The organism is Muricoccus harenae, assembly GCF_009848505.1.
Classification (GTDB): Bacteria; Pseudomonadota; Alphaproteobacteria; order Acetobacterales; family Acetobacteraceae; genus Roseomonas; species Roseomonas harenae.
Genome location: NZ_WWDL01000008.1, coordinates 124194 through 143841, shown reverse-complemented (window position 1 = coordinate 143841; position 19648 = coordinate 124194). Strand labels below are relative to the sequence as shown.

Genomic DNA, 19648 nt, shown 5'->3' with positions numbered 1-19648 from the left:
CTCTCGACGGCGACGATAATCGCCGTCGGCGTGAACACGGATGGCCGGCGCGAGGTACTCGGCGTGGCGACGGGCGCCTCCGAGGCGGAGGTGTTCTGGAAGGGGTTCCTGCGCTCCCTTGCTGATCGCGGCCTGCGCGGCGTCAAGCTGGTCATCGCGGATGACCACAAGGGCCTGCGTGCCGCGGCCAGCAAGGTGTTCCACGCCAGCCTCCAACGATGCCGCGTTCACTGGATGAGGAACGCGTTGGCGCATGTGGGCAAGGCCCAGCAGTCCATGGCCTTCGCCGCGCTGCGTCAGGCCTTCCTCCAACCCGACCAGGAAACCGCGCGGCAGACCTGGCGTCATGTTGCCGACCAACTCCGCGAGCGCTGGCCCAAGCTCGGCAAGCTCATGGATGACAGCGAGCATGACGTGCTCGCCTACATGGCGTTCCCGGTATCACACCGAACCAAGCTGCACTCCACGAATCCGTTGGAGCGCCTCAACAAGGAGGTGAAGCGCCGGGCCGACGTCGTTGGCATCTTTCCCTCTGAGGCCTCTATCATCCGCCTCATCGGCGCCGTGCTGCTCGAGGCCAACGACGAATGGCAGCTGCAGCACCGCTACATGGGCCTCGAGGCTATGGGCGAGATGCTCAACCCGGCACCCACCAACGAAACCCTGCAACTTCCACCCAGAGCCGCCTGAGGCGTGGCCACCTCAAACCCAAATGCAATTTCCACCACGTTGACGGACGCTATCACGGCCCCGGCAATGATGGCGCCCCAGGATATGCGGGACGGAAGGAAGGGGGCGCCTTCGGGGAGAACCGCCGTGGTAGTTCTGGCGTCGTTGTAGGTGGCTGATCCGGACTGAGCTTGCATGGGGGCCTTCCTGTGTTCTGAAAAGAGCAGAAGGGGTGATCCTGGCCAGGGATGTCGAGGCGCGGCGGGGCCGCTCGGAAGAAGGCTCAGGATCTCAAGGGGAGAGCAGCAGGGCGTCAGGGTTTGACTTACTTGCAAGCTCTCCGCGGCAGGCATTCTGCCTTTCCGCCAGTGCCTGGCCGCACCTCAGCTTCCGCCTTGGAAGCAGTGTCTGCGGCATGGATCTCAGGATCCCCTATGACCTTGCCGATCGCCTCGCGGATGGAGGCCTTTGCCTGCTCCGCAGCATTCCGACTGGGCTTGGTGCTCATCTGAGACTGTCCTTGGCAGCGCACTCCAGACGAGCCGCGGTGGAGCTTCGCGCTTGCAGCAAGAACCCTTGGGCTATCCCACGGTTACAAACCCAGACTCGGAATTCCTTGAGCGGTCGCAGACCGGGCTGGTGCATCTGCACTAACATCGGGGCCGGATTGCACTAGTGCCTTGCTAACCCCTCTGTGGGGGGCAGGTTAACGATCGCACCTCGCTTGAACACTTGGCTCTTGGACGGGCTGTGCCTCACCCCTTGCGTAGGGGCGTTTTCCTTGGCGCAGCACCAGTGAAGCCACGCTTGCGGGCCCAGACGACAAGTGCTGCCCGGCTGTGCACCCCGGTTCGGCGGTACAGCGCTGTAATGTGATTCCGGACCGTGTTTCGGGAGATCCCGAGCTTTCGCGCGACGCCGGCATCATCCAGCCCACGGCAGAGCAGGTTGAGCACATCGCGGCCGCGGGCGGAGAGGTCGCTCAGCCCTGCTGAAGTCTGGCCGTCCAAGGTTTCTGGCCGCTGTAGCGCCTTCAGCTTTTCAAGCACGGCCCGGGTGAACCAAGCCGTATCCTGCATAACCGCCTCTATGGCGGCCACAACTTCTCCTTCGGCCCGTCGGGTTTCGGTGATGTCCTGGGCCATTATCAGCACGCAGGCTTGGTGGCCGACGACCAGCGGTTCGGCAGAGATCCGGCAATGGAGCAGGCCGAATTCCTTGGTCTGCAGGTGGATCTCATGGTTGGACACTCTGCCGTCCCGCTCGAGCCGATGCTCCAGCTCGGCGGCCGTGGCGACATCGCCCCACAGCCCGATCTCGCCCACTGTCCGTCCCGTGACTTCGGGGGCGGCATAGCCGGTCGCGTGAGTGAAGGCTTCGTTGACTGCCAGCAGCTGGCAAGCCTTCCGGCTTACGATCAGGGCTGGGGCGGGCGCTAATCGGAGTGCCGTCGCGAAGTTCTCTTCGCTCTGCCGGCGGATCTCCTCGGACCGATCAGCCCGGCTCAAATCGACGAAGGTGAAGAGCATGCAGTCAGCATTGGCAACTTCAATCGGCTGCCCGGCGACAATGACCCGCTTCTCGCCGCCGCCCGGTAGCTGCAGCACAGCTTCGACCTGCGGGATTGTGCGTCCGTGCTGCAGCCGTTCGATTGCGAACTCTCGGCGGGCGCTACCTTCGAGAACGTCGATCTCGTAGGCGGAACGGCCGAGCACCTCCTGCTCCTCATAGCCTATCATTTTGAGGAAGCCCTCGTTGACCTTGATGAAGCGGTGATCCGCAAGGCGCAGGATGACTGCGGGAGCCGGGTTTGCCGCAAAAGTGGCCTCGAAACGGGCCTCTGCATCGAAACGCTCGGTCTCGTCGTTCAGGATCAGGGCGAAGCAATCTGGGACGCCGGTGCCGTCGGTGAGCACCAGGGACCGGATGCGGTGGATCCACCGGGCTTCGTTCTCGCCAGCCCGGGCAACCTCAACCACCACATCGTCGAAAGCCTCCCCAGCCAGCACCCGCTCCATGGGGTAGCCGTTCTTGGGAAGGTGCTTTCTATTCCGGTAACGTAGTTCGAAGCGAGTGCGGTACTCGGAGGCGGTAGCTCCCAGCTCGGCGAGCTGGGTAACGCCATGCACCTTCAGGGCTGCCTTGTTCGCCCAGGAGACGGTCTGGTCCGGCTCGATCAGGATCACCCCGTCCTGCAAGGTGCTCAGGATCAGTCTCAGATGCTGCTGATGGGCATGGTGATGCGATGGAAGGTCAGACACGCCAGATCCCCCGAGCCGGGGAAGTGAGAATGACGGCGGTGCCAGCCAGATCCTCCGAGCAACATCTTAGCAGGTGCGGCGTTTCAGTCTGACCTTCCGGGCAGTCAGAAGTTTCTGATGAGCATCTTTCTCTCGGGCGGCTCTGGCGGCGGTCTGGCGGGCGGCTTGCCCGGCGGGGCCAAAGCGGCAGCTGTTGCTCCGGTCAGCCGTCAATCAATGAAGCACTCGGGCGGCGATGGCCTGGGGAAAGGGGGCAGCGCCATACGGTCTCTATCGGGATCTGTCAGCGCTTGCCAACGTCGATTTGGCGTATGCGGAAGACGCCTTCCACCTCGAGCCGTCAGGTTTGGCGCAAGCGCTGACAGATCCGGGCAGCAGTCGAAGTAGGATGCGGCCTCGGCGCCAGCAGTTCCCTGCATCAACACCGCAGGGTTCTACACTTGTCGCGAGGTGACCGGATCTGTGCCCGCTGCCCCGGTCTACGCAATAGTGCTCCTATTCGAGCGTGATGGTGCTTGCCTCCAGCCCTTTCTTGCCCTGGACCACCTGCATGGTCACAGCTTGGCCTTCCGAGAGCGGTGCCGTGCCGCTTCGCTCCAAGGCCGTGGCGTGCACGAACACATCCTTGCCGCCGTCGTTCGGCGCGACGAAGCCGAAGCCCTTTTCGGCGCTGTACCATTTTACTGTGCCGCGGACTTCCTCGCCCTGGCCGGGTTGCGTCGATCCGAAGCTTGGTGCAGCCGCCCGGGGCCCCCGCGGTGGCGGCGAGGCCTCCTCCCTGCCTCCGACCTCGAGCACCTCCGTGACCTGCAGTCCTCGCTGACCCTGGCCCACTCGCACCCTCAGTCGGGTGCCTGGAGCGACCGCATCCACCCCTGCCTGCTGGAGAGCGCTAATGTGCAGGAAGGCATCACCCGAGCCACCATCGAGTGCGACGAAGCCGAAGCCCCTCTCCGCATCGAACCTTTTGACCACTGCGCCGGCCACAGGGTCCGATGTAACGGAGGGCTGTCGTGACATTGCCGGAGGTCCGGATGGCGAATACGCGGGCACCGACCAGCCGCTGTCCTGCGGCATGTCGTCGTCGGACCCGCGCTTGCGGGATTTGCGGTCGCGCCGCCAATCATGTTTGTCGGACATCTCTTGAACTCGAAAGGTGGAGTTAGGGAGCAGGAAGCCGGACGCGCCTGTCCAGCGTCATGTTTCGCATCTGCTATTTTGAGCAGAATTGGCCATTATTGCCACACGCCCAGGGCCCGTCACGCCTGAACCGCCCGAAATTTGATTGCGGTGAAAGGTTCACGTTGATCCAGTTGGTTCTGTCAGCTCTCGCGCCAGGAGGGGCCGGGTGGCGGGCCGGGGCTGCGGGTAGGCTCCCGGTTGGCTCGAGGCGGCTCAGGAGCCCGGGATGGAATGCGTCGATTGCGGGCCCCTAGGCACCTCAAAGCGGCGGGACCGCACGGCGCAGGGCTACCGGCGCTTTCGCTGCAGCGGCTGTGGCCGGCAGCTCAACGAGCGCAGCGGCGGGAAGCTGAACCGGACCCAGTATCCGAGCGACGTCATCGGCTTGGTGGTGCTGTGGCGCCTGCGTTACCGCCTGACACTGAAGGATCTCAGCGAGATGTTCCTCCAGCGCGGCATCCTCTTCAGCTATGAAACGATCCGCGAGTGGGAAGCGAAGCTCACTCCCGTTCTGACCACTGAACTTCGGCGCCGCTGCCATGGTAAGGGCGGGCCTGGTCGCCGCTCCTGGCACGATGACGAAACCCACCTGAAAGTCCGCGGCCGCTGGTGTTATCTTTATCACGCCATCGACCGCAACGGCGACCTGATCGACACCATGCTCGCCGAGCACCGGGACATGGACGCCGCGAAGGCGTTCTTCCGCTTGGCCAAGTCGGCCACCGGCATGCCCCCGGACTGCGTCACCACGGACGGGCACGGCTCCTACTCGCGCGCGATCCGTTCAACGCTGGGGCGTCACGTCAAACACCGGACCAGCGCCTACAGGAACAATGGGCTCAAGCAAGACCACCGGGGCGTGAAAGGCCGGATCCGACGCATGCGGGGCTTCAAGGAATTCGGTGCCGCCGAGCGGTTTTGCCGAGGATGGGATGAGCTCCGCGCTTTTCTCCGTCTCCACTCCCGCCACAACCAGTATGTCCCCGCAAACCGGCGCCGCCTGCTTCTTCGTCTTCCAAACCGCCTGGATACTTTCCGGCGCGAGAGCTGAATGAACCAACGGGGCGTGTCGGGCGCGGCGCGGGCGGACCGATGCCGCACAAGCCAACATGGAGGAGCCGAGCTTCCGGGCTGCGACGCGATGCCCGCCAGAGCCTCCGAGCCGGCTTCGGCGCGCTGCTGTTAGCCCGGCGCTCCGACCCATATCTGGGCTGATCGCTAAATATCTGAAAAAAATTGGCGGACCCGACACGATTCGAACGTGCGACCTTTGCCTTCGGAGGGCAACGCTCTATCCAGCTGAGCTACGGGTCCAGCACCTCTCCTTTAGCGCGGCCCAGCGCCGGGGGAAACCCCCCGGCGCGGCTTGGGCCTCACGCCACCATCGGCACGGGCACTGGCTCGGCCATGGACAGGGCCGCCTGCCGCGCTTGGTCCACCCGCCGGGTCCAACCGAGCCCGAAGGTCGGAAAGGTGTCCAGCCCCCGGTAATAGGCCAGACGCCCCTCGGCCAAGCGTTCGATCAGCTCCGGCGCCCGGCAGGCGCGCACGGCAGCCAGGGTGATAGGGCCGACCGATCCGTCGGCCGCCACCCCGGCATGACGCTGGAGCAGACGCACGCTGCGGCCGGGACCGGCATTCACGCCGAAGTCGAAGACCATCAGGTCGATGCCGGCGGGCAGGTCGGCGCAACGCATCGGGGTCCAGTAGCGGGCGCGGTAGATCTCACGTGCCTCGGCACGGGTCAGGCGGCGCACATCCTCCACCGTGACCTCCGCCTCGCGGAACTCCGACAGGGTGCGCCGGGTGATGCCCAGGTTGGTGGCGCCGCCAGGATCGGCCGGATGATTCACGAAGCCACCCTCGGCGGTCAGCATCAGCTCCAGGCAGGCCTCGAAGCGATCCTCCGCCGAGGGCCCGGCCGTGGTGAACGAGACAGGGGACAGCGCGGCGGGACGCAGGGCGGGCACGGGCGCGGCCTCGCGCAGGGTCGCCATGGCAGTCTGCACCTGCTGCGTCTGGGCATCGTGCAGCCGCCCCACCATCGCATCCTTGTCCCGCGCCGATTGGGAGGAGCCGATCCAGAAGTTCACCACCGCCGCAAAGGCCGCCCCCAGCGCACCGACGGTGATGTTGATGATGCTTGCCACCTGCGGATCGAAGCGAGCGGCGCCACCGGGCCCGGCATCGAGCGTGACGAGAAGGATCAGGATGGCGAAGAAGCCCAGCACGACCAGGGTGGAGACCGTCGCCGGCCCCCATGCTAGGCGGCTGCCGCCGCGCAACATCTCGGCCATGCTGGCGCGTGCGGATTGCGTGTCGCCGAGGGTGGCGCGCAGCGCCTCCATCTCGGCGCTGCGCAGCCCGGTCTCCCGTTCCGCCGAGAGGCGCTCCCCGGCGAGGGTGATCTCGGCCAAGCGGATACGCAGGGCGCCGGCCTTCTCCGCATCCGCCGCCAGGGCGGCGCGGGCAGCCGCGGGATCCTCTGTGCCGGTGACCTGGCGGACGGCTTCCGCGACCGTTCCGGCCACGGTTCCGGCGCGGTCTCCGGCGATCAGGCGAATGATCTCCGGTGCCAGGGAGGCCGCAATGGCGATAAGAGGAAAGGCCATGGATGGATTCCTGCCAAAGAACAAAACGGGAACATAAACCGGAGGTCGATAGGAAATCAAGCCTTTTTCTCAACCCCGCCTTGTTCGGAACCCCTTGGATCGGCCATGGTACCGACTTGCCCGAAGGTGCCCCGCGATGAACGAGATGTCCCTCCCGCGTCCGAACAACCTCGACTCGTTCTGGATGCCCTATTCCGACAACCGCTTCTTCAAGCAGAACCCGCGCATGCTCGCCCGGGCGGAGGGGATGTCCTACTACACGCCGGAAGGCCGGGAGATCCTGGACGGCACGGCGGGCCTCTGGTGCTGCAACGCCGGCCATGGCCGCCGCGAGATCGTCGAAGCGATCCAGAAGCAGGCCGCGCTGATGGATTTCGCCCCCACTTTCAACCTTGGCCACCCCATCGCCTTCGAGGCGGCGGCGCGGGTCGCCGAGATGACGCCGGCCGGCGTCGATAAGGTGTTCTTCACCAACTCCGGCTCGGAGAGCGCCGATACGGCGCTGAAGATTGCGCTCGCCTACCACAAGGCGCGCGGCCAGTCGCAGCGCGTGCGCCTGATCGGGCGGGAGCGCGGCTATCACGGCGTGGGCTTCGGCGGCATGTCGGTCGGCGGCATCGGCGGCAACCGCAAGCAGTTCGGCGCCATGCTCCCCTATGTGGACCACCTGCCGCACACGCATGACCTCGGCCGCAACGCCTTCGCCAAGGGCCAGCCGGAACATGGGGTGGAGCTGGCCGATAAGCTCGAGGACCTGGTTGCGCTGCATGGCGCCGACACCATCGCGGCGGTGATGGTCGAGCCGGTGGCGGGCTCCACCGGCGTGCTCGTGCCGCCCAAGGGCTATCTGAAGCGCCTGCGCGAAATCTGCGACAAGCACGGCATCCTGCTGATCTTCGACGAGGTGATCACCGGCTTCGGCCGCCTCGGAACCGATTTTGGCGCGGAGCGGCTGGGCGTGACGCCGGATATCATGACCATGGCGAAGGGCCTCACCAACGCCGCCGTGCCCATGGGTGCCGTCGCCACCTCGAACAATGTCTACGACACGGTGGTGAACGCCTCCCCCGCCGGCATCGAGCTGTTCCACGGCTACACCTATTCCGGCCACCCGCTCGCCTCGGCGGCGGCCATCGCGACCCTGGCCCTGCACCGGGAGGAGGACCTGCCCGGCCGCGCCCGCGCGATCGAGCCCTATTGGGAGGAGGCCGCCCATTCGCTACGCAGCGCGCCCGGCGTGATGGACATCCGCAACTTCGGCCTGATCGCCGGCATCGAGCTGACGCCGCGCGAGGGCCAGCCCGGCGCCCGCGCCATGGACGTCTTCCGCAAGTGCTTCGACGACGGCGTGCTCGTCCGCGTGACGGGAGACATCGTCGCCCTCTCCCCGCCGCTCATCGTGGAGAAGCCACATGTGGACCGGCTGATCGGCACGCTGAGCGACGCGATCCACGCGATCGCCTGATGCAACGGCGGTCGGGGCGGAAGCCGCCCCGGCCCCTGCTCAGCCCTTCTTGGCCGCCGCGTTCCGTTTGCGGGTGGCGGCCGCCTTCTTCGCCGAAGCCGAGCGCTCGGCCGGGCTCCGCGCGGCGGCGGCCTTCCTGGCCGAGGCGGAGCGCAGCGCCGCCGGCCGCTGGGCGCTAGAGGCCCCGCCCCGCTTCCCGCCGGTCTCTGATGGCGCCGTGTTCATCGGCTTGCCGCGGCCGGAACCACTCTTCTTCCCGCCGCCCGTCTCCTTGTTGACGGTAGCCCAGGCCCTCCGCTCGGCCTCCTCCTTTGGGGTGCCGCGCTTCTCGTAACCTTCCTCGATATGGGCCGCCATGCGCTTCTGCTTGCCGGTATAGGCGGACTTATCACCCTGTGGCATCGGGCCAGCCTCCTCGCGTGATGGTGTCCGGAACAACGTGTGAACCCACACTGGGCTTCCGCGCGTGTGCCCATGCGAAGATCGAGGATCGGCTCTGCGGAGCCCTGGGCCCAAGGCGCGGCCGTGTTCGTCCCCCATGGCCCGGCCCCCGGGCGATACCATATAACGTGGCAACGGCACCGACCCCCCTCCCCCCGAGGGCATTCCCAAGGCACATCATGTCCGACACCGCCCCCATTCCCGTCACCGTCCTCACCGGCTATCTCGGCGCCGGCAAGACCACCCTCCTCAACCGCATCCTCACCGAGCAGCACGGCCGCAAATTCGCGGTGGTGATCAACGAGTTCGGCGAGATGGGCGTGGACCAGGACCTCGTCATCGACGCCGACGAGGAAGTCTTCGAGATGAACAACGGCTGCATCTGCTGCACCGTGCGTGGGGACCTGATCCGCATCCTCGGCGGGCTGATGCGCCGCAAGGACAAGTTCGACGGCATCATCGTCGAGACCACCGGCCTGGCGAACCCCGCCCCGGTCGCCCAGACCTTTTTCGTGGATGAGGACGTCAAGCGCGCCACGCGGCTGGATGCCATCGTCACCGTGGTGGATGCCAAGCACCTGCTGACCCGCCTGGGCGACAGCCCGGAGGCGGAGGAGCAGGTCGCCTTCGCCGATGTCATCGTGCTGAACAAGATGGACCTCGTATCGAACGAGGAAGCCGATGAAGTCGAGCGCCGCATCCGCGCCATCAACCCGACCGTCGAGATCCGCCGCGCCACAAAGTCCGATGTCCCGCTGGACGCCGTGATCGGCCGCGACGCCTTCAGCCTGGACCGCATCCTGGCGCGCGAGCCGGAGTTCCTCACGGGCGATGACGAGCACACCCATGACAGCAACGTGCAGTCCGTCTCCTTCGAGCTGGACAAGCCCGTGGACGCCGAGAAGTTCAACGCCTGGATCGGCGAACTGCTCCAGACCAAGGGCCAGGACCTGCTCCGCACCAAGGGCATTCTGCACTACAAGGGCGACGATCGCCGCTTCGCCTTCCAGGCCGTGCACATGATCGCGGATGGCGACTATATCGGCCCGTGGAAGGAGGGCGACCCGCGCAAGTCCCGCATCGTCTTCATCGGCCGCGACCTGAACCGCCCCAAGCTGCGCCGCGGCTTCGAATCCACGGCGGCCGCCTGACATGTCGGGTGTTGCGGAAGAGGATTTCCTGCTGGACCAGCGTGGCACCGGCCGCGAACTCGGCGCCTGGGTGGTGGGCACGGCCTTCGGGCGCGAGGGCCGCACCGCCGGCTTCGCGCTCTCGGACGGCACCGTGCATCTCGCCGCCACCGCCGATCATGCCGCGGATTGGAAGCGGCTGGAGGCGCATGACGGCGCCGGGCTTTCCCTCACGGCCGATGTGGCGGATGGCCTGCTCTCGGGCGGTGATGATGGCAAGCTGATCCGCATCGCGCCCGATGGCACGACGGAGCAGATCGCTGATTTCGGCATGATGAAGTGGGTGGACCATCTCACCACCCATCCCTCCGGACTGCGCGCTATCGCAGTGGGCAAGAACGTCCATCTGCTCGACGGCAGGGGCGCCAAGGTCAAGACGCTCGGTCCGCACCCCTCTACCGTCGGCGGCATTGCGCTGGATGCGAAGGGAAAGCGTGTCTTCGCCTCCCACTACAACGGCGTTTCCGCTTGGTTCGTCGCGGCGAAGGAGGACAAGCCGCGCGTGCTGGAATGGAAAGGCAGCCATCACGCCATTGCCGTCTCACCGGATGGGCAGAACGTGGTAACGGCCATGCAGGAGAACGCACTGCATGGCTGGCGCCTGACGGACAGCCAGCACATGCGCATGTCCGGCTATCCCGCGAAGACACAATCCATCGCCTTCACCGCCAAGGGCCGCTGGCTGGCTTCGTCCGGCGCGGATGCCGTGGTGCTCTGGCCCTTCTTCGGCGGCGGTCCCATGGGCAAGGCGCCCACCGAGATCGCGGGCGGGGACCAGGTGATTTGCACCCGCGTCGCCTGCCATCCGCAGCATGAGGTGGTGGTGGCCGGCTTCGCCGATGGGCTGGTGCTGATGGCGGAGATCGCCTCCGGCAAGGTCGTGCCCGTCGCGGCGCCGGGGCGCGGCGCGGTCTCGGCGCTGGCCTGGAATCCAGCCGGCACGCATCTCGCGCTCGGCACTGAAACCGGCTTCGCCGCTTTGCTGGACTTGGCGAAGCGCTAACTCATCCCCACCCTGGGCGGATGAGCGATCGAATCGACACCCAACTCCTCTCCATCCCGCGCCTGGGCTTCGGCACCTGGAAGCTCTCCGGAACCGAAGGCCAGGCGGCCGTCGAATCCGCGCTGGCCCTCGGCTACCGCGCGCTCGACACCGCCGAAATGTACGGCAACGAAGTGGAGGTCGGCGCCGGGCTGAAGGCCTCGGGCCTTCCGCGCGGCGATGTGTTCCTCACCAGCAAGGTGTGGTGGGACCATCTCGGCCCCGGCCAGATCCGCGCGGCTTGCGAGGCCTCGCTGAAGCGCCTCGGGTCGGATTACCTCGATCTCTACCTCATCCATTGGCCGGCGCCCGATATCGACCTGCCCCGCGTGATGCATGACATGGCCCGGCTGCGCGAGGACGGGCTGGCGCGCGCCGTGGGCGTCGCGAACTTCCCGGCCGGGATGCTGAAGCGGGCGATCGAAGTCGGCGTGCCCATCGCGGCGAACCAGGTGGAGTATCACGCGATGCTGTCGCAGGAACGCCTGCTGCACATCACCCGCGCCAACGGCATCGTGCTGACCGCCTATTCCCCCCTTGCCCAGGGGCGGCTCGCCAGCGATCCGCAGATCGGGGCCATCGCGGCGCGCCACGGCGTCAGCGCCGCGCAGGTCGCGCTCGCCTGGCTGCTGCGGCAGGATGGGGTGACGGTGATCCCGAAGGCGGCACGGCCGGAAACGCAGCGCGCCAATCTCGTAGCGCTGGATCTGGCCGGAAAGCTGACGGAAGCGGATGTGGCGGCGCTGGATGCGCTACCGAAGGACCAACGCTTCGTGCAGCCGGCATTCGCACCCGACTGGGCGGCCTGAACCGCTCAAGCGCTCCTGGTCAGGCGTCCCTGGCGCGGCGTGGCCGCGTCAGGTGAAGCGCACCGGATTCACCGCGCCGGCCGGGGTGACGCAAAAATGCACGGCCGGGCGCAGCATCGCCACCGGGTCGGCCGAGGGCACCTCCGCCTGCTCGACCGGAGCCTCTTGCCGCGGCCGGGCGCGGCGTGCCTGCTGGCGCTGCTGCGGCCGCGCCTCGGCCCGCTTGCCAGCATGGCGTTCGGAGCGGCGCTCGGGACGGACTTCCGCACGGATCTCGCGCTGGAAGACGGTGGCACCGGTCGCGATCGGCGCCGCCACGTCGCACATGGTGGCATTCACGAAGGCCGGCGTATCCGAGGCACGCGCGGCGGGGGCCAGGGCCAGAAGACCGAAGAGTGCGATCGCGCCTGCCTTCATGATCCCAACCCCTCCTAGTAATTTCAAACAGTTGGCGCCGCTTGCTGCATCGCCCTCTGCGGAATGAACGCCGACTCGCAGAGGCGGTTTCCCGAAGCCGAATGGCGGGTCAAGCGTTGGGCGGGCGGCAGCAACTCCCAGATGCGATCGGGATCCCTTCCATGAGCGACAAACCCGGCGGAATCCCCCGAATCTCCCCTCCGGATGACGAAGACGAGATCGATCTCGGGATCAGTCTCCGGGCGGTGGCCAATATCATCGACGCCGCCCGCGCCTCCGAGGAGGCCGGAGGCGACGATGGCGGCGATGACACCGAGCCTGACACAGCTGATGCCAAGAAACCCGATCTGAGCGGCGAAAACCTCGATACACTGATCGACGAGTTGAACGAGGACGAGCAGGCTGCCCTCATTGCCCTGGCCTGGACCGGCCATGGTGATTACGAGCCCGATGAGTGGGAGGAGGCGCTGGCCCTCGCGCGCGAACGCAACGAGGCCGATCCAGCGGGCTATCTCACCAGCATGGAGATGCTGGGCGACCTGCTCGCGGAAGGCCTGGCCGCTTTCGGCATCGTGGTCGAGGAGATCGAGCGCTGAGCTGCGCCCGGAGTGGATCGCTGGATCGGCCGAAAGCATGAACCAGATCTTCGAACAAAGAGCTGGAGCATTTGAAGCGTACGCATGTGAGCGGAAAATGCTCTAGCCGAAGCGCGGCCCTGTCCTGCCCGCGATTTCCCGCACCAGCTTGCGGCGCACGGCATTCCCGAAGGAGGCGAAATCCTCCGCTGCGATCAGGAAGGCGCCTTCGCCGCCGATCACCGAGTCCCGGTAATACTGGTCCAGCGGAATGGGGGATGGCCGGCCGAAGGTCGGGCGGTCGTTCATGATCGGCAGCCCGTTGATCGTGACGCCCTGCGCCACCAGCCGGTCCCGCACCTGCTCCACCGGAAGGCCACTGTTGTTCACCCCGTCGCCCGAGACGTCGATCACACGCCGCGTGCCTTCGAAGGGCGATTCCAACAAGATGCGCATGGAGAAGTCGAGCCCGCCCGAGATCGAGGTCCAGGACAGCGCGACGCGCGGCGCCTTCTCCAGCTCCGCCGCCCAGGCCTGCGCCTCCATGGGGCTGCCGATCCGCGTCCAAGGAACCACCAGGCGCTGATAATCCGAGCCTGCCCATTCCACATAGGCGACGGCGATCGAACCCATCATCCCGGACTGGATCGCCTCCAGCACCCGCGCATCCGTCACGGCACTGCGGTAGCCCTCCCGCTGCAGCCGCGCCTCGTCGTCATCGATGGAGCGGGAGACATCCACGGCGAGCACCAGCAGCAGGTCCACTGAATCTTCCGCGCGGCTTGGCGCCGCCGGGAGCATCGCGGCACCACTGGCCACGAGAAGGGACCGACGCCGCATGGAGCACGTCCTCGCCTGATACACCGGCGATGAGAGGCAGCACGCCACACCACACGCAACGCTTTGTGTGATTGCGCACGATCTTGTCAGCCCGGTAGCGCGACCTCCGCCCGGGTCGCGAAGTCCGGCGCCCAGCCGCCCGGCACCCGGCGCAGCAGCGGCGCGGCAAAGGCCGCGCAGACCGGCACATCAGCCGGCCAGCATCCCAGCCAGCGATCTCCCTGGGCCATCGCCACGCAGAGCGCCACGGGCCGCACCCCCGCCCTCTGCAGCAGCGCCAGCCCGGCCAGGGCCGAGGTGCCCGTGCTGATCACGTCATCCACCAGCAGCACGCGCCGTCCCTCCAATCGCGAGAGAACCAGCGGATCGAGCCACATGTGGCGCTCCCCGGGAGTGGTGGAGGACGAGACGGGCACGGAAAGCGCCTCCTCGTACCAGCGCTTGCGCGAGTAGCCGGCGGCCACCCAGTTGGGATGCCCCAGTGCTTCCGCCACCAGCGGCGCGAAGGCATGGCCCAGCGTCGGCAGCCCGCAGACCACTTCCGCGCCCAGGGGACGGGCGGCATCGGCCATCCAGCCGGCCATCCGCCGCAGGACCGGGAAGGACAACTGGTTGGCGATCATTCCCGTGACCGCGACCTCCCCGTAATCCCGCAGCGGCAGGCGCAGGGCCGATCCGTCGGGCATGGGCAGGGCGATGCTCTCCCCATGGGGCGGGGCATCGGGGACGGGTTCAAATTTCTGCCAGAACTCCATGCGGTGGCGCTTGGCATAGCGTGTGATGGTGGTCCAGCCTCGCAAAGGCGGCAGGTTCGGGCATTCGCCCGCGCGCCCCACCGGAGACGACTCATGACCACCCGCCGCACCCTCATGGTTGCCTCCGGCGCCGCGTTCCTGTCCTGGGATGCGGTAATCCGCACTGCTCATGCCCAGACGCCGCCCGGCATCATTGTCATGGCGAAGCAGATCGACGACATGATCACGCTCGATCCGGCCGAAAGCTTCGAATACACGGGCGGCGAGCTCTGCGGGAATGTCTACCAGAAGCTCACCACCACCCCGAACGACAATCCCTCCCGCCTCACCGGCGACCTGGCCGAAAGCTGGACCGCCAGCGAGGACGCGAAGACCTTCACCTTCCGCCTAAAGGCCGGCCAGAAGTTCGCCAGCGGCAAGGAAGTGACCGCGGAGGACGTCGTCTATTCCCTTCAGCGCGTGGTGGCGCTGAACAAGAGCCCCGCCTTCATCATCAACCAGTTCGGCTTCACCAAGGACAACATGGCGCAGACCATCCGCGCCACGGATCCCCGGACGGTGGTGCTGACCACGGCCGAGCCCACCGCCACCTCATTCCTGCTCTACTGCCTCTCCGCCGCCGTCGGCAGCATTCTGGAGAAAGCGGTGGTCTCCGCCCGCGCCCAGAATGACGACTGGGGCAATGGCTGGATGAAGCAGAACTCCGCCGGCTCGGGTCCCTACCGCATCGTCTCCTGGCGCGCGAGCGAGGCGGTGACGCTGGAGGCGAACCCGAATGCCGCCAATCCGGCCGCCACGCGCCGCATCATCATCCGCCATGTGGCCGATCCCTCGGCGCAGCTCCTAGGCCTGCAGCGCGGCGACTACGACATCGCGCGCAACCTCGCCTCCGACCAGATCAAGGGCGTCTCGGGCGACAACCGCTACACGGTGGTGTCCCAGCGCAAGGCGAGCCTGCTCTACGTGGCGATGAACCAGAAGAACCCGATCCTGGCAAAGCCGCAGGTGCGCCAGGCGATCAAGATGGCCATCGACTACGAGGGCATCCAGCGCAACATCGTTCCCAGCAACTACGCTGTGCACCAATCCTTCCTGCCCGAGGGCCTGCCCGGTGCACTGACCGAGAAGCCCTTCAAGCTGGATGTCGCCGCCGCCAAGCGGCTTCTGGCCGAGGCCGGCCATCCCGACGGCTTCGAATGCTCGTTCGATTTCTTCTCCGGCGCCCCGGTGGGCGACATCGCCCAGGCGGTGCAGGCCAATCTCGCCGCCATCGGCATCCGCCCGCGCATGCTGCCCGGCGAGATGCGCGCCGTCATCACCAAGACCCGCGCGCGCCAGCACGACCTCGCTTTGCTGCGCTGGGGCTCGGATTACTTCGATCCACACAGCAATGCGGAAGCCTTCAGCATAAACCCCGACAATGGTGATGACGCCCGCAACAAGACGCTCGCCTGGCGCTCGGGCTGGGACATCCCCGAGCTGACGGCGCGCACCATCGCCGCCGTGAGGGAGACGGACACGGAGAAGCGCATCGACATGTACGAGGCCCTCCAGCGCGACCACCAGCAGAACAGCCCCTTCGCCGTGATGCTGCAGGAGGTGGAGGTGGCCGTCACCCGCAACGCCGTGCGCGGGTTGCAGATCGGCGTGCTGAGCGACCGCACCAATTACGCCGCGATCGCGAAGGCCTGACCTTGCTCAAGGCGCGCCTCGGGGCGCTGGCGGCCACCGTCGCCAGCATCCCTATCACCCTCCTCGGCCTGGCGCTGGTCACCTTCTTCATCGGCCGCGTCGTGCCGATCGACCCCGTGCTGGCCGTGGTGGGCGATCGCGCACCGGCCGATGTGGTGGAGCGCGCACGGATCGAGCTGGGACTGGACCAGCCGCTCTACGTCCAGTTCGGGCGCTATCTCGGCGATATCCTCACCGGCAATCTCGGCCGCTCGGTGATGACCTCCAACTCCGTCTGGGAGGACATCACCCGCTTCTTTCCCGCCACCTTCGAGCTGGCGACCCTGGCCATCCTCGTGGCCGCCATCCTGGGCATCGGCCTCGGCGTGCTGGCCGCGACGCGGCAGGGAAGCTGGGTGGATCAGGCGGTGCGCGTCTTCTGCCTCGCCGGGCATTCCCTGCCTGTCTTCGTGTTGGCCCTGATCTCGCTGCTGGTCTTCTACGCCTGGCTCGGCTGGCTGCCCGGCCCCGGGCGCCAGGGCATTATCTACCAGGACATGGTCGAGACACGCACCGGCCTGCTGACGCTGGACGCCGCGCTGGCGGGCGACTGGCCCGCCTTCTGGGATGCGGTCGCCCATCTTATCCAGCCGGCCGGCGTGCTGGCCTTCTTCTCCCTCGCCTACATCGCCCGCATGACCCGCGCCTTCATGCTGGCCGAGTTGCGCAGCGAATACGTCACCACCGCCCGCGCCAAGGGCCTCTCCCGCTCCCGCATCGTCTGGCGCCACGCATTCCGCAACACCGCCGTGCCGCTGGTGACGGTGATCTTCCTCACCTATGCCGGGCTGCTGGAGGGCGCGGTGCTGACCGAGACGATCTTCGCCTGGCCCGGCCTCGGCCAGTATCTCACCGTTTCCCTGCTGAATGCCGACATGAACGCGGTGCTGGGCGCAACCCTGGTGGTGGGGCTGATCTATGTCGCCCTGAACCTGCTGGCCGACCTGCTCTACCGCCTGATGGACCCGCGCACACGATGAGGCGCACCCCATGACCGGCCCCACCCCCGGCAGTCCCATCGCCGATGCCGCCACCGCCACGGCGGCGCTGGAGCCGATTCCGCCCGATGCGGTGCCCGAGGCCGCCGGCGCCCTGCCGCCGGAACCGGGCGCCGCGCCGCGCCGCCGCGAATGGCTGCTGACCGACGCCCCGGCCTCCCGCGCCCAGGCCGCCTGGGGCCGGCGCTACCAGGCCTGGCTCGCCTTCCGCCGCAATCCGCTGGCCATGGCTGGGTTGGCGGTGATCCTTGTGATGCTGCTGCTGACCCTGCTGGCCCCGCTGCTCGCCACGCATGATCCGGGCATCCAGGAACTCGGCAACCGCCTCGCCGCCCCCTCCGCCGCGCATTGGCTGGGCACGGATGAGCTGGGGCGCGACGTCTGGTCCCGCCTGCTCTATGGCGGCCGCATCACTCTTGGCATGGTGGTGGCGGTGGTGCTGCTGGTGGCGCCCCTCGGCCTGCTGGTGGGCTGCGTCGCCGGCTATGCGGGTGGCATCTGGGACCGGCTGCTGATGCGGGTGACGGATGTTTTCCTCGCCTTCCCCCGGCTGATCCTGGCACTGGCCTTCGTCGCCGCCATGCGCCCGGGGGTGGAAAGCGCGGTGATCGCCATCGCCCTTACCGCCTGGCCGCCCTATGCCCGCCTCGCCCGCGCCGAGACGCTGACCATCCGCCGCACCGACTATGTCGCCGCGGCCCGCATGACCGGCGCCTCCCATCCCCGCATCGTGCTGCGCCATGTCATGCCGATGTGCATGCCCTCCCTGGTGGTGCGGGTCACGCTGGACATGTCCTCCATCATCCTGACGGCGGCCGGGCTGGGCTTCCTGGGCCTGGGCGCGCAGCCGCCGCTGCCGGAATGGGGCACGATGATCGCGACGGCCCGCCGCTTCATCCTGGAGCAATGGTGGGTGGCCGTGATGCCCGGCATTGCAATCTTCGCCGCCTCCCTCGCCTTCAACCTGCTCGGGGACGGGCTGCGCGACGTGCTGGACCCGAAGCAACGATGAGCATGCCGCCCCTGGTGCCCCCCCTCGTGGAGGTAAAGAATCTCCGCGTCGATTTTTCCTCCGCAACCGGGGTCACCCATGCAGTGCGCGGCGTCTCCTTCTCCCTCGGGAAAGAGAAGCTGGGAATCGTGGGAGAGAGCGGATCGGGCAAGTCCGTCACCGGCCGCGCCCTGATGCGCCTCCTGCCGGCATCCGCGAAGGTGCGGGCAGATGCGCTGCGCTTCGGCGAAACCGATATCCTTCACGCCTCGGAGCGCCAGATGCGCGCGCTGCGCGGCGGCCGCATCGGGCTGATCCTGCAGGATCCGAAATACAGCCTGAACCCGGTGATGACGGCCGGCGCCCAGATCGCCGAAGCCCTGCGCGCCCACAGCAGGATCGGGGCGAAGGAGGCGCGCGAGGCTACGCTGAACCTGCTGGAGAGCGTGCAGATCCGCGACCCGCGCCGCGTCCATGATGCCTATCCGCATGAGCTCTCGGGCGGCATGGGCCAGCGCGTGATGATCGCCATGATGCTGGCCTCCAACCCCGAGCTGCTGATCGCCGACGAGCCCACCTCCGCCCTCGACGCCAGCGTCCAGGCCGAGATCCTCCGCCTGATCGAGGAACTGGTGGACAGCCGCGGCATGGCGCTGATGCTCATCAGCCACGACCTGCCGCTCGTCTCCCATTTCTGCGACCGGGTGGCGGTAATGTATGCTGGCCAGGTGATGGAGGAACTGCCCGCGGCGGACCTCCACAAGGCCACCCATGGCTACACGCGCGGCCTGCTGGAATGCATCCCCAGCCTCACCGAGAAGCGCCCCCGCCTGCCCACGCTGGCGCGGGACCCCGCATGGCTGGCGCCGCGCCCATGATCGAGATTGATAGCCTCGATGTCCGCTTCGGCACCAACCACGCGGTGCGCGGCGTTTCCTTCCACGTTTCCCCGGGCGAGACCTTCGGGCTGGTGGGTGAGAGCGGAAGCGGCAAGTCCACCGTGCTGCGCGCCATCGCCGGGCTGGTCACGGAATGGACCGGCCGCATGGCCGTGGACGGCAAGCCCCTCACCCGCCGCCGGGGCCGCGCCTTTTTCCGCACGGTCCAAATGGTCTTTCAGGACCCCTATGGCTCCCTGCATCCCCGGCAGACGGTGGACCGCATCCTGTCCGAGCCCCTGGCCGTTCATGGCGTGGCCGGCGCCGATGCCCGCATCCTCCGCGCATTGGAGGAAGTGGCCCTCCCTCGCGCCGCGCGCTTCCGCTACCCGCACCAGCTCTCTGGCGGCCAGCGCCAGCGCGTGGCTATCGCCCGCGCCCTGATCGCCGATCCCCGCGTGCTGTTGCTGGACGAGCCTACCAGCGCCCTCGACGTCTCGGTGCAGGCCGAGGTGCTGAACCTCCTGGCCGATCTTCGCGCCGCACGTGGCCTCACCTGCATCCTCGTCTCGCACAACCTGGCTGTGGTGGCGCATCTCTGCGGACGGCTGGCGGTGATGCAGGGCGGCAAGATCGTGGAGGAGTTGGACGAGGCCACCTTGCGCGCTGGACAGGCAAAGCACCCGCACACCCAGGATCTCATCCGCCTCTCGCATGAGTTGGAGGAAGCGTAGCCTCCACGGCCTCCTCCATGGCGGCCCGCCGCACTGCTTCAGCACGTGGGCTGGGCCG

The 19648-nt window shown here is 67.3% G+C and carries 19 protein-coding genes and 1 tRNA gene; 12 read left to right on the top strand and 8 right to left on the bottom strand.

Annotated elements, in window-relative coordinates:
* Nucleotides 1-690: IS256 family transposase (locus GSE44_RS08480; protein WP_159348347.1), on the top strand; the 690-nt coding region annotated here is incomplete at its 5' end.
* Between the two features lie 734 nt (nt 691-1424).
* Here the strand turns inward: GSE44_RS08480 and GSE44_RS08475 are convergent.
* A complete protein-coding gene (locus GSE44_RS08475; RefSeq protein ID WP_159348346.1) occupies nt 1425-2930 on the bottom strand; it encodes a PAS domain S-box protein in 1506 nt (501 codons plus the stop codon).
* A gap of 495 nt (nt 2931-3425) precedes the next feature.
* Complete coding sequence (locus tag GSE44_RS26390) at nt 3426-3950, bottom strand: cold-shock protein (protein WP_159348345.1); 525 nt, start codon at nt 3948-3950, stop codon at nt 3426-3428.
* 388 nt (nt 3951-4338) lie between these two features.
* Here GSE44_RS26390 and GSE44_RS08465 point away from each other — a divergent pair, with 388 nt between their 5' ends.
* A complete protein-coding gene (locus GSE44_RS08465) occupies nt 4339-5163 on the top strand; it encodes an IS6 family transposase (protein WP_159348344.1) in 825 nt (274 codons plus the stop codon).
* 186 nt (nt 5164-5349) lie between these two features.
* On the opposite strand, the gene GSE44_RS08460 is transcribed toward GSE44_RS08465, so the two are convergent.
* Together GSE44_RS08460 and GSE44_RS08455 are read right to left on the bottom strand one after the other, a co-directional pair.
* A tRNA-Arg gene (locus tag GSE44_RS08460) sits at nt 5350-5426 on the bottom strand.
* 59 nt (nt 5427-5485) lie between these two features.
* Entirely contained in the window at nt 5486-6724 is a 1239-nt protein-coding gene (locus GSE44_RS08455; protein ID WP_159348343.1) for a glycoside hydrolase family 108 protein, read from the bottom strand.
* 136 nt (nt 6725-6860) lie between these two features.
* Between GSE44_RS08455 and GSE44_RS08450 the strand changes: the two genes are divergently transcribed.
* Nucleotides 6861-8189 (top strand): aspartate aminotransferase family protein, encoded by a 1329-nt coding sequence (locus GSE44_RS08450; protein WP_408015098.1) that lies wholly within the window; start codon nt 6861-6863, stop codon nt 8187-8189.
* Between the two features lie 39 nt (nt 8190-8228).
* Here GSE44_RS08450 and GSE44_RS08445 read toward each other — a convergent pair whose 3' ends face one another.
* Entirely contained in the window at nt 8229-8591 is a 363-nt protein-coding gene (locus tag GSE44_RS08445; protein WP_159348342.1) for a plasmid stabilization protein, read from the bottom strand.
* A gap of 218 nt (nt 8592-8809) precedes the next feature.
* On the opposite strand from GSE44_RS08445, the gene GSE44_RS08440 reads away from it, so the two are divergent.
* The 3 genes from GSE44_RS08440 to GSE44_RS08430 are packed head-to-tail and all read left to right on the top strand — an operon-like array spanning nt 8810 to nt 11671.
* Nucleotides 8810-9781 carry a CobW family GTP-binding protein gene (locus tag GSE44_RS08440; RefSeq protein WP_159348341.1) on the top strand — a complete coding sequence of 324 codons (972 nt, stop codon included), beginning with the start codon at nt 8810-8812 and terminating at the stop codon, nt 9779-9781.
* A 1-nt stretch (nt 9782) separates the two neighbouring features.
* Complete coding sequence (locus GSE44_RS08435) at nt 9783-10823, top strand: WD40 repeat domain-containing protein (protein ID WP_159348340.1); 1041 nt, start codon at nt 9783-9785, stop codon at nt 10821-10823.
* Between the two features lie 20 nt (nt 10824-10843).
* Nucleotides 10844-11671, top strand: coding sequence for an aldo/keto reductase (locus tag GSE44_RS08430; RefSeq protein WP_159348339.1), 828 nt, complete (start codon nt 10844-10846; stop codon nt 11669-11671).
* Between the two features lie 48 nt (nt 11672-11719).
* On the opposite strand, the gene GSE44_RS08425 is transcribed toward GSE44_RS08430, so the two are convergent.
* A complete protein-coding gene (locus tag GSE44_RS08425; RefSeq protein WP_159348338.1) occupies nt 11720-12088 on the bottom strand; it encodes a hypothetical protein in 369 nt (122 codons plus the stop codon).
* Between the two features lie 161 nt (nt 12089-12249).
* Here GSE44_RS08425 and GSE44_RS08420 point away from each other — a divergent pair, with 161 nt between their 5' ends.
* Nucleotides 12250-12684: a DUF3775 domain-containing protein gene (locus GSE44_RS08420; protein ID WP_159348337.1), complete on the top strand. Its 435-nt coding sequence runs from the start codon at nt 12250-12252 to the stop codon at nt 12682-12684.
* A 102-nt stretch (nt 12685-12786) separates the two neighbouring features.
* Here GSE44_RS08420 and GSE44_RS08415 read toward each other — a convergent pair whose 3' ends face one another.
* Both GSE44_RS08415 and GSE44_RS08410 read right to left on the bottom strand, forming a co-directional pair.
* The gene (locus GSE44_RS08415) at nt 12787-13503 is read right to left on the bottom strand and encodes a DUF1194 domain-containing protein (RefSeq protein WP_159348336.1); all 717 of its coding nucleotides are present in this window, start codon (nt 13501-13503) and stop codon (nt 12787-12789) included.
* A gap of 86 nt (nt 13504-13589) precedes the next feature.
* Nucleotides 13590-14339: a phosphoribosyltransferase gene (locus GSE44_RS08410; protein WP_235924638.1), complete on the bottom strand. Its 750-nt coding sequence runs from the start codon at nt 14337-14339 to the stop codon at nt 13590-13592.
* A 12-nt stretch (nt 14340-14351) separates the two neighbouring features.
* Between GSE44_RS08410 and GSE44_RS08405 the strand changes: the two genes are divergently transcribed.
* Genes GSE44_RS08405 through GSE44_RS08385 form a run of 5 tightly spaced genes read left to right on the top strand, consistent with a single transcriptional unit; the run spans nt 14352 to nt 19590 of the window.
* Nucleotides 14352-15950, top strand: a complete 1599-nt coding sequence (locus GSE44_RS08405) for an ABC transporter substrate-binding protein (RefSeq protein WP_159348335.1) — start codon at nt 14352-14354, stop codon at nt 15948-15950.
* 2 nt (nt 15951-15952) lie between these two features.
* Entirely contained in the window at nt 15953-16969 is a 1017-nt protein-coding gene (locus GSE44_RS08400) for an ABC transporter permease (protein ID WP_457852162.1), read from the top strand.
* Nucleotides 16970-16979: 10 nt separating this feature from the next.
* Nucleotides 16980-17999, top strand: coding sequence for an ABC transporter permease (locus GSE44_RS08395; protein WP_159348334.1), 1020 nt, complete (start codon nt 16980-16982; stop codon nt 17997-17999).
* The gene (locus GSE44_RS08390) at nt 17996-18856 is read left to right on the top strand and encodes an ABC transporter ATP-binding protein (protein ID WP_235924637.1); all 861 of its coding nucleotides are present in this window, start codon (nt 17996-17998) and stop codon (nt 18854-18856) included. The genes GSE44_RS08395 and GSE44_RS08390 overlap by 4 nt, the downstream gene beginning before the upstream one ends.
* Nucleotides 18853-19590: an ABC transporter ATP-binding protein gene (locus tag GSE44_RS08385; RefSeq protein WP_159348333.1), complete on the top strand. Its 738-nt coding sequence runs from the start codon at nt 18853-18855 to the stop codon at nt 19588-19590. The genes GSE44_RS08390 and GSE44_RS08385 overlap by 4 nt, the downstream gene beginning before the upstream one ends.
* Nucleotides 19591-19648: the final 58 nt, after the last annotated feature.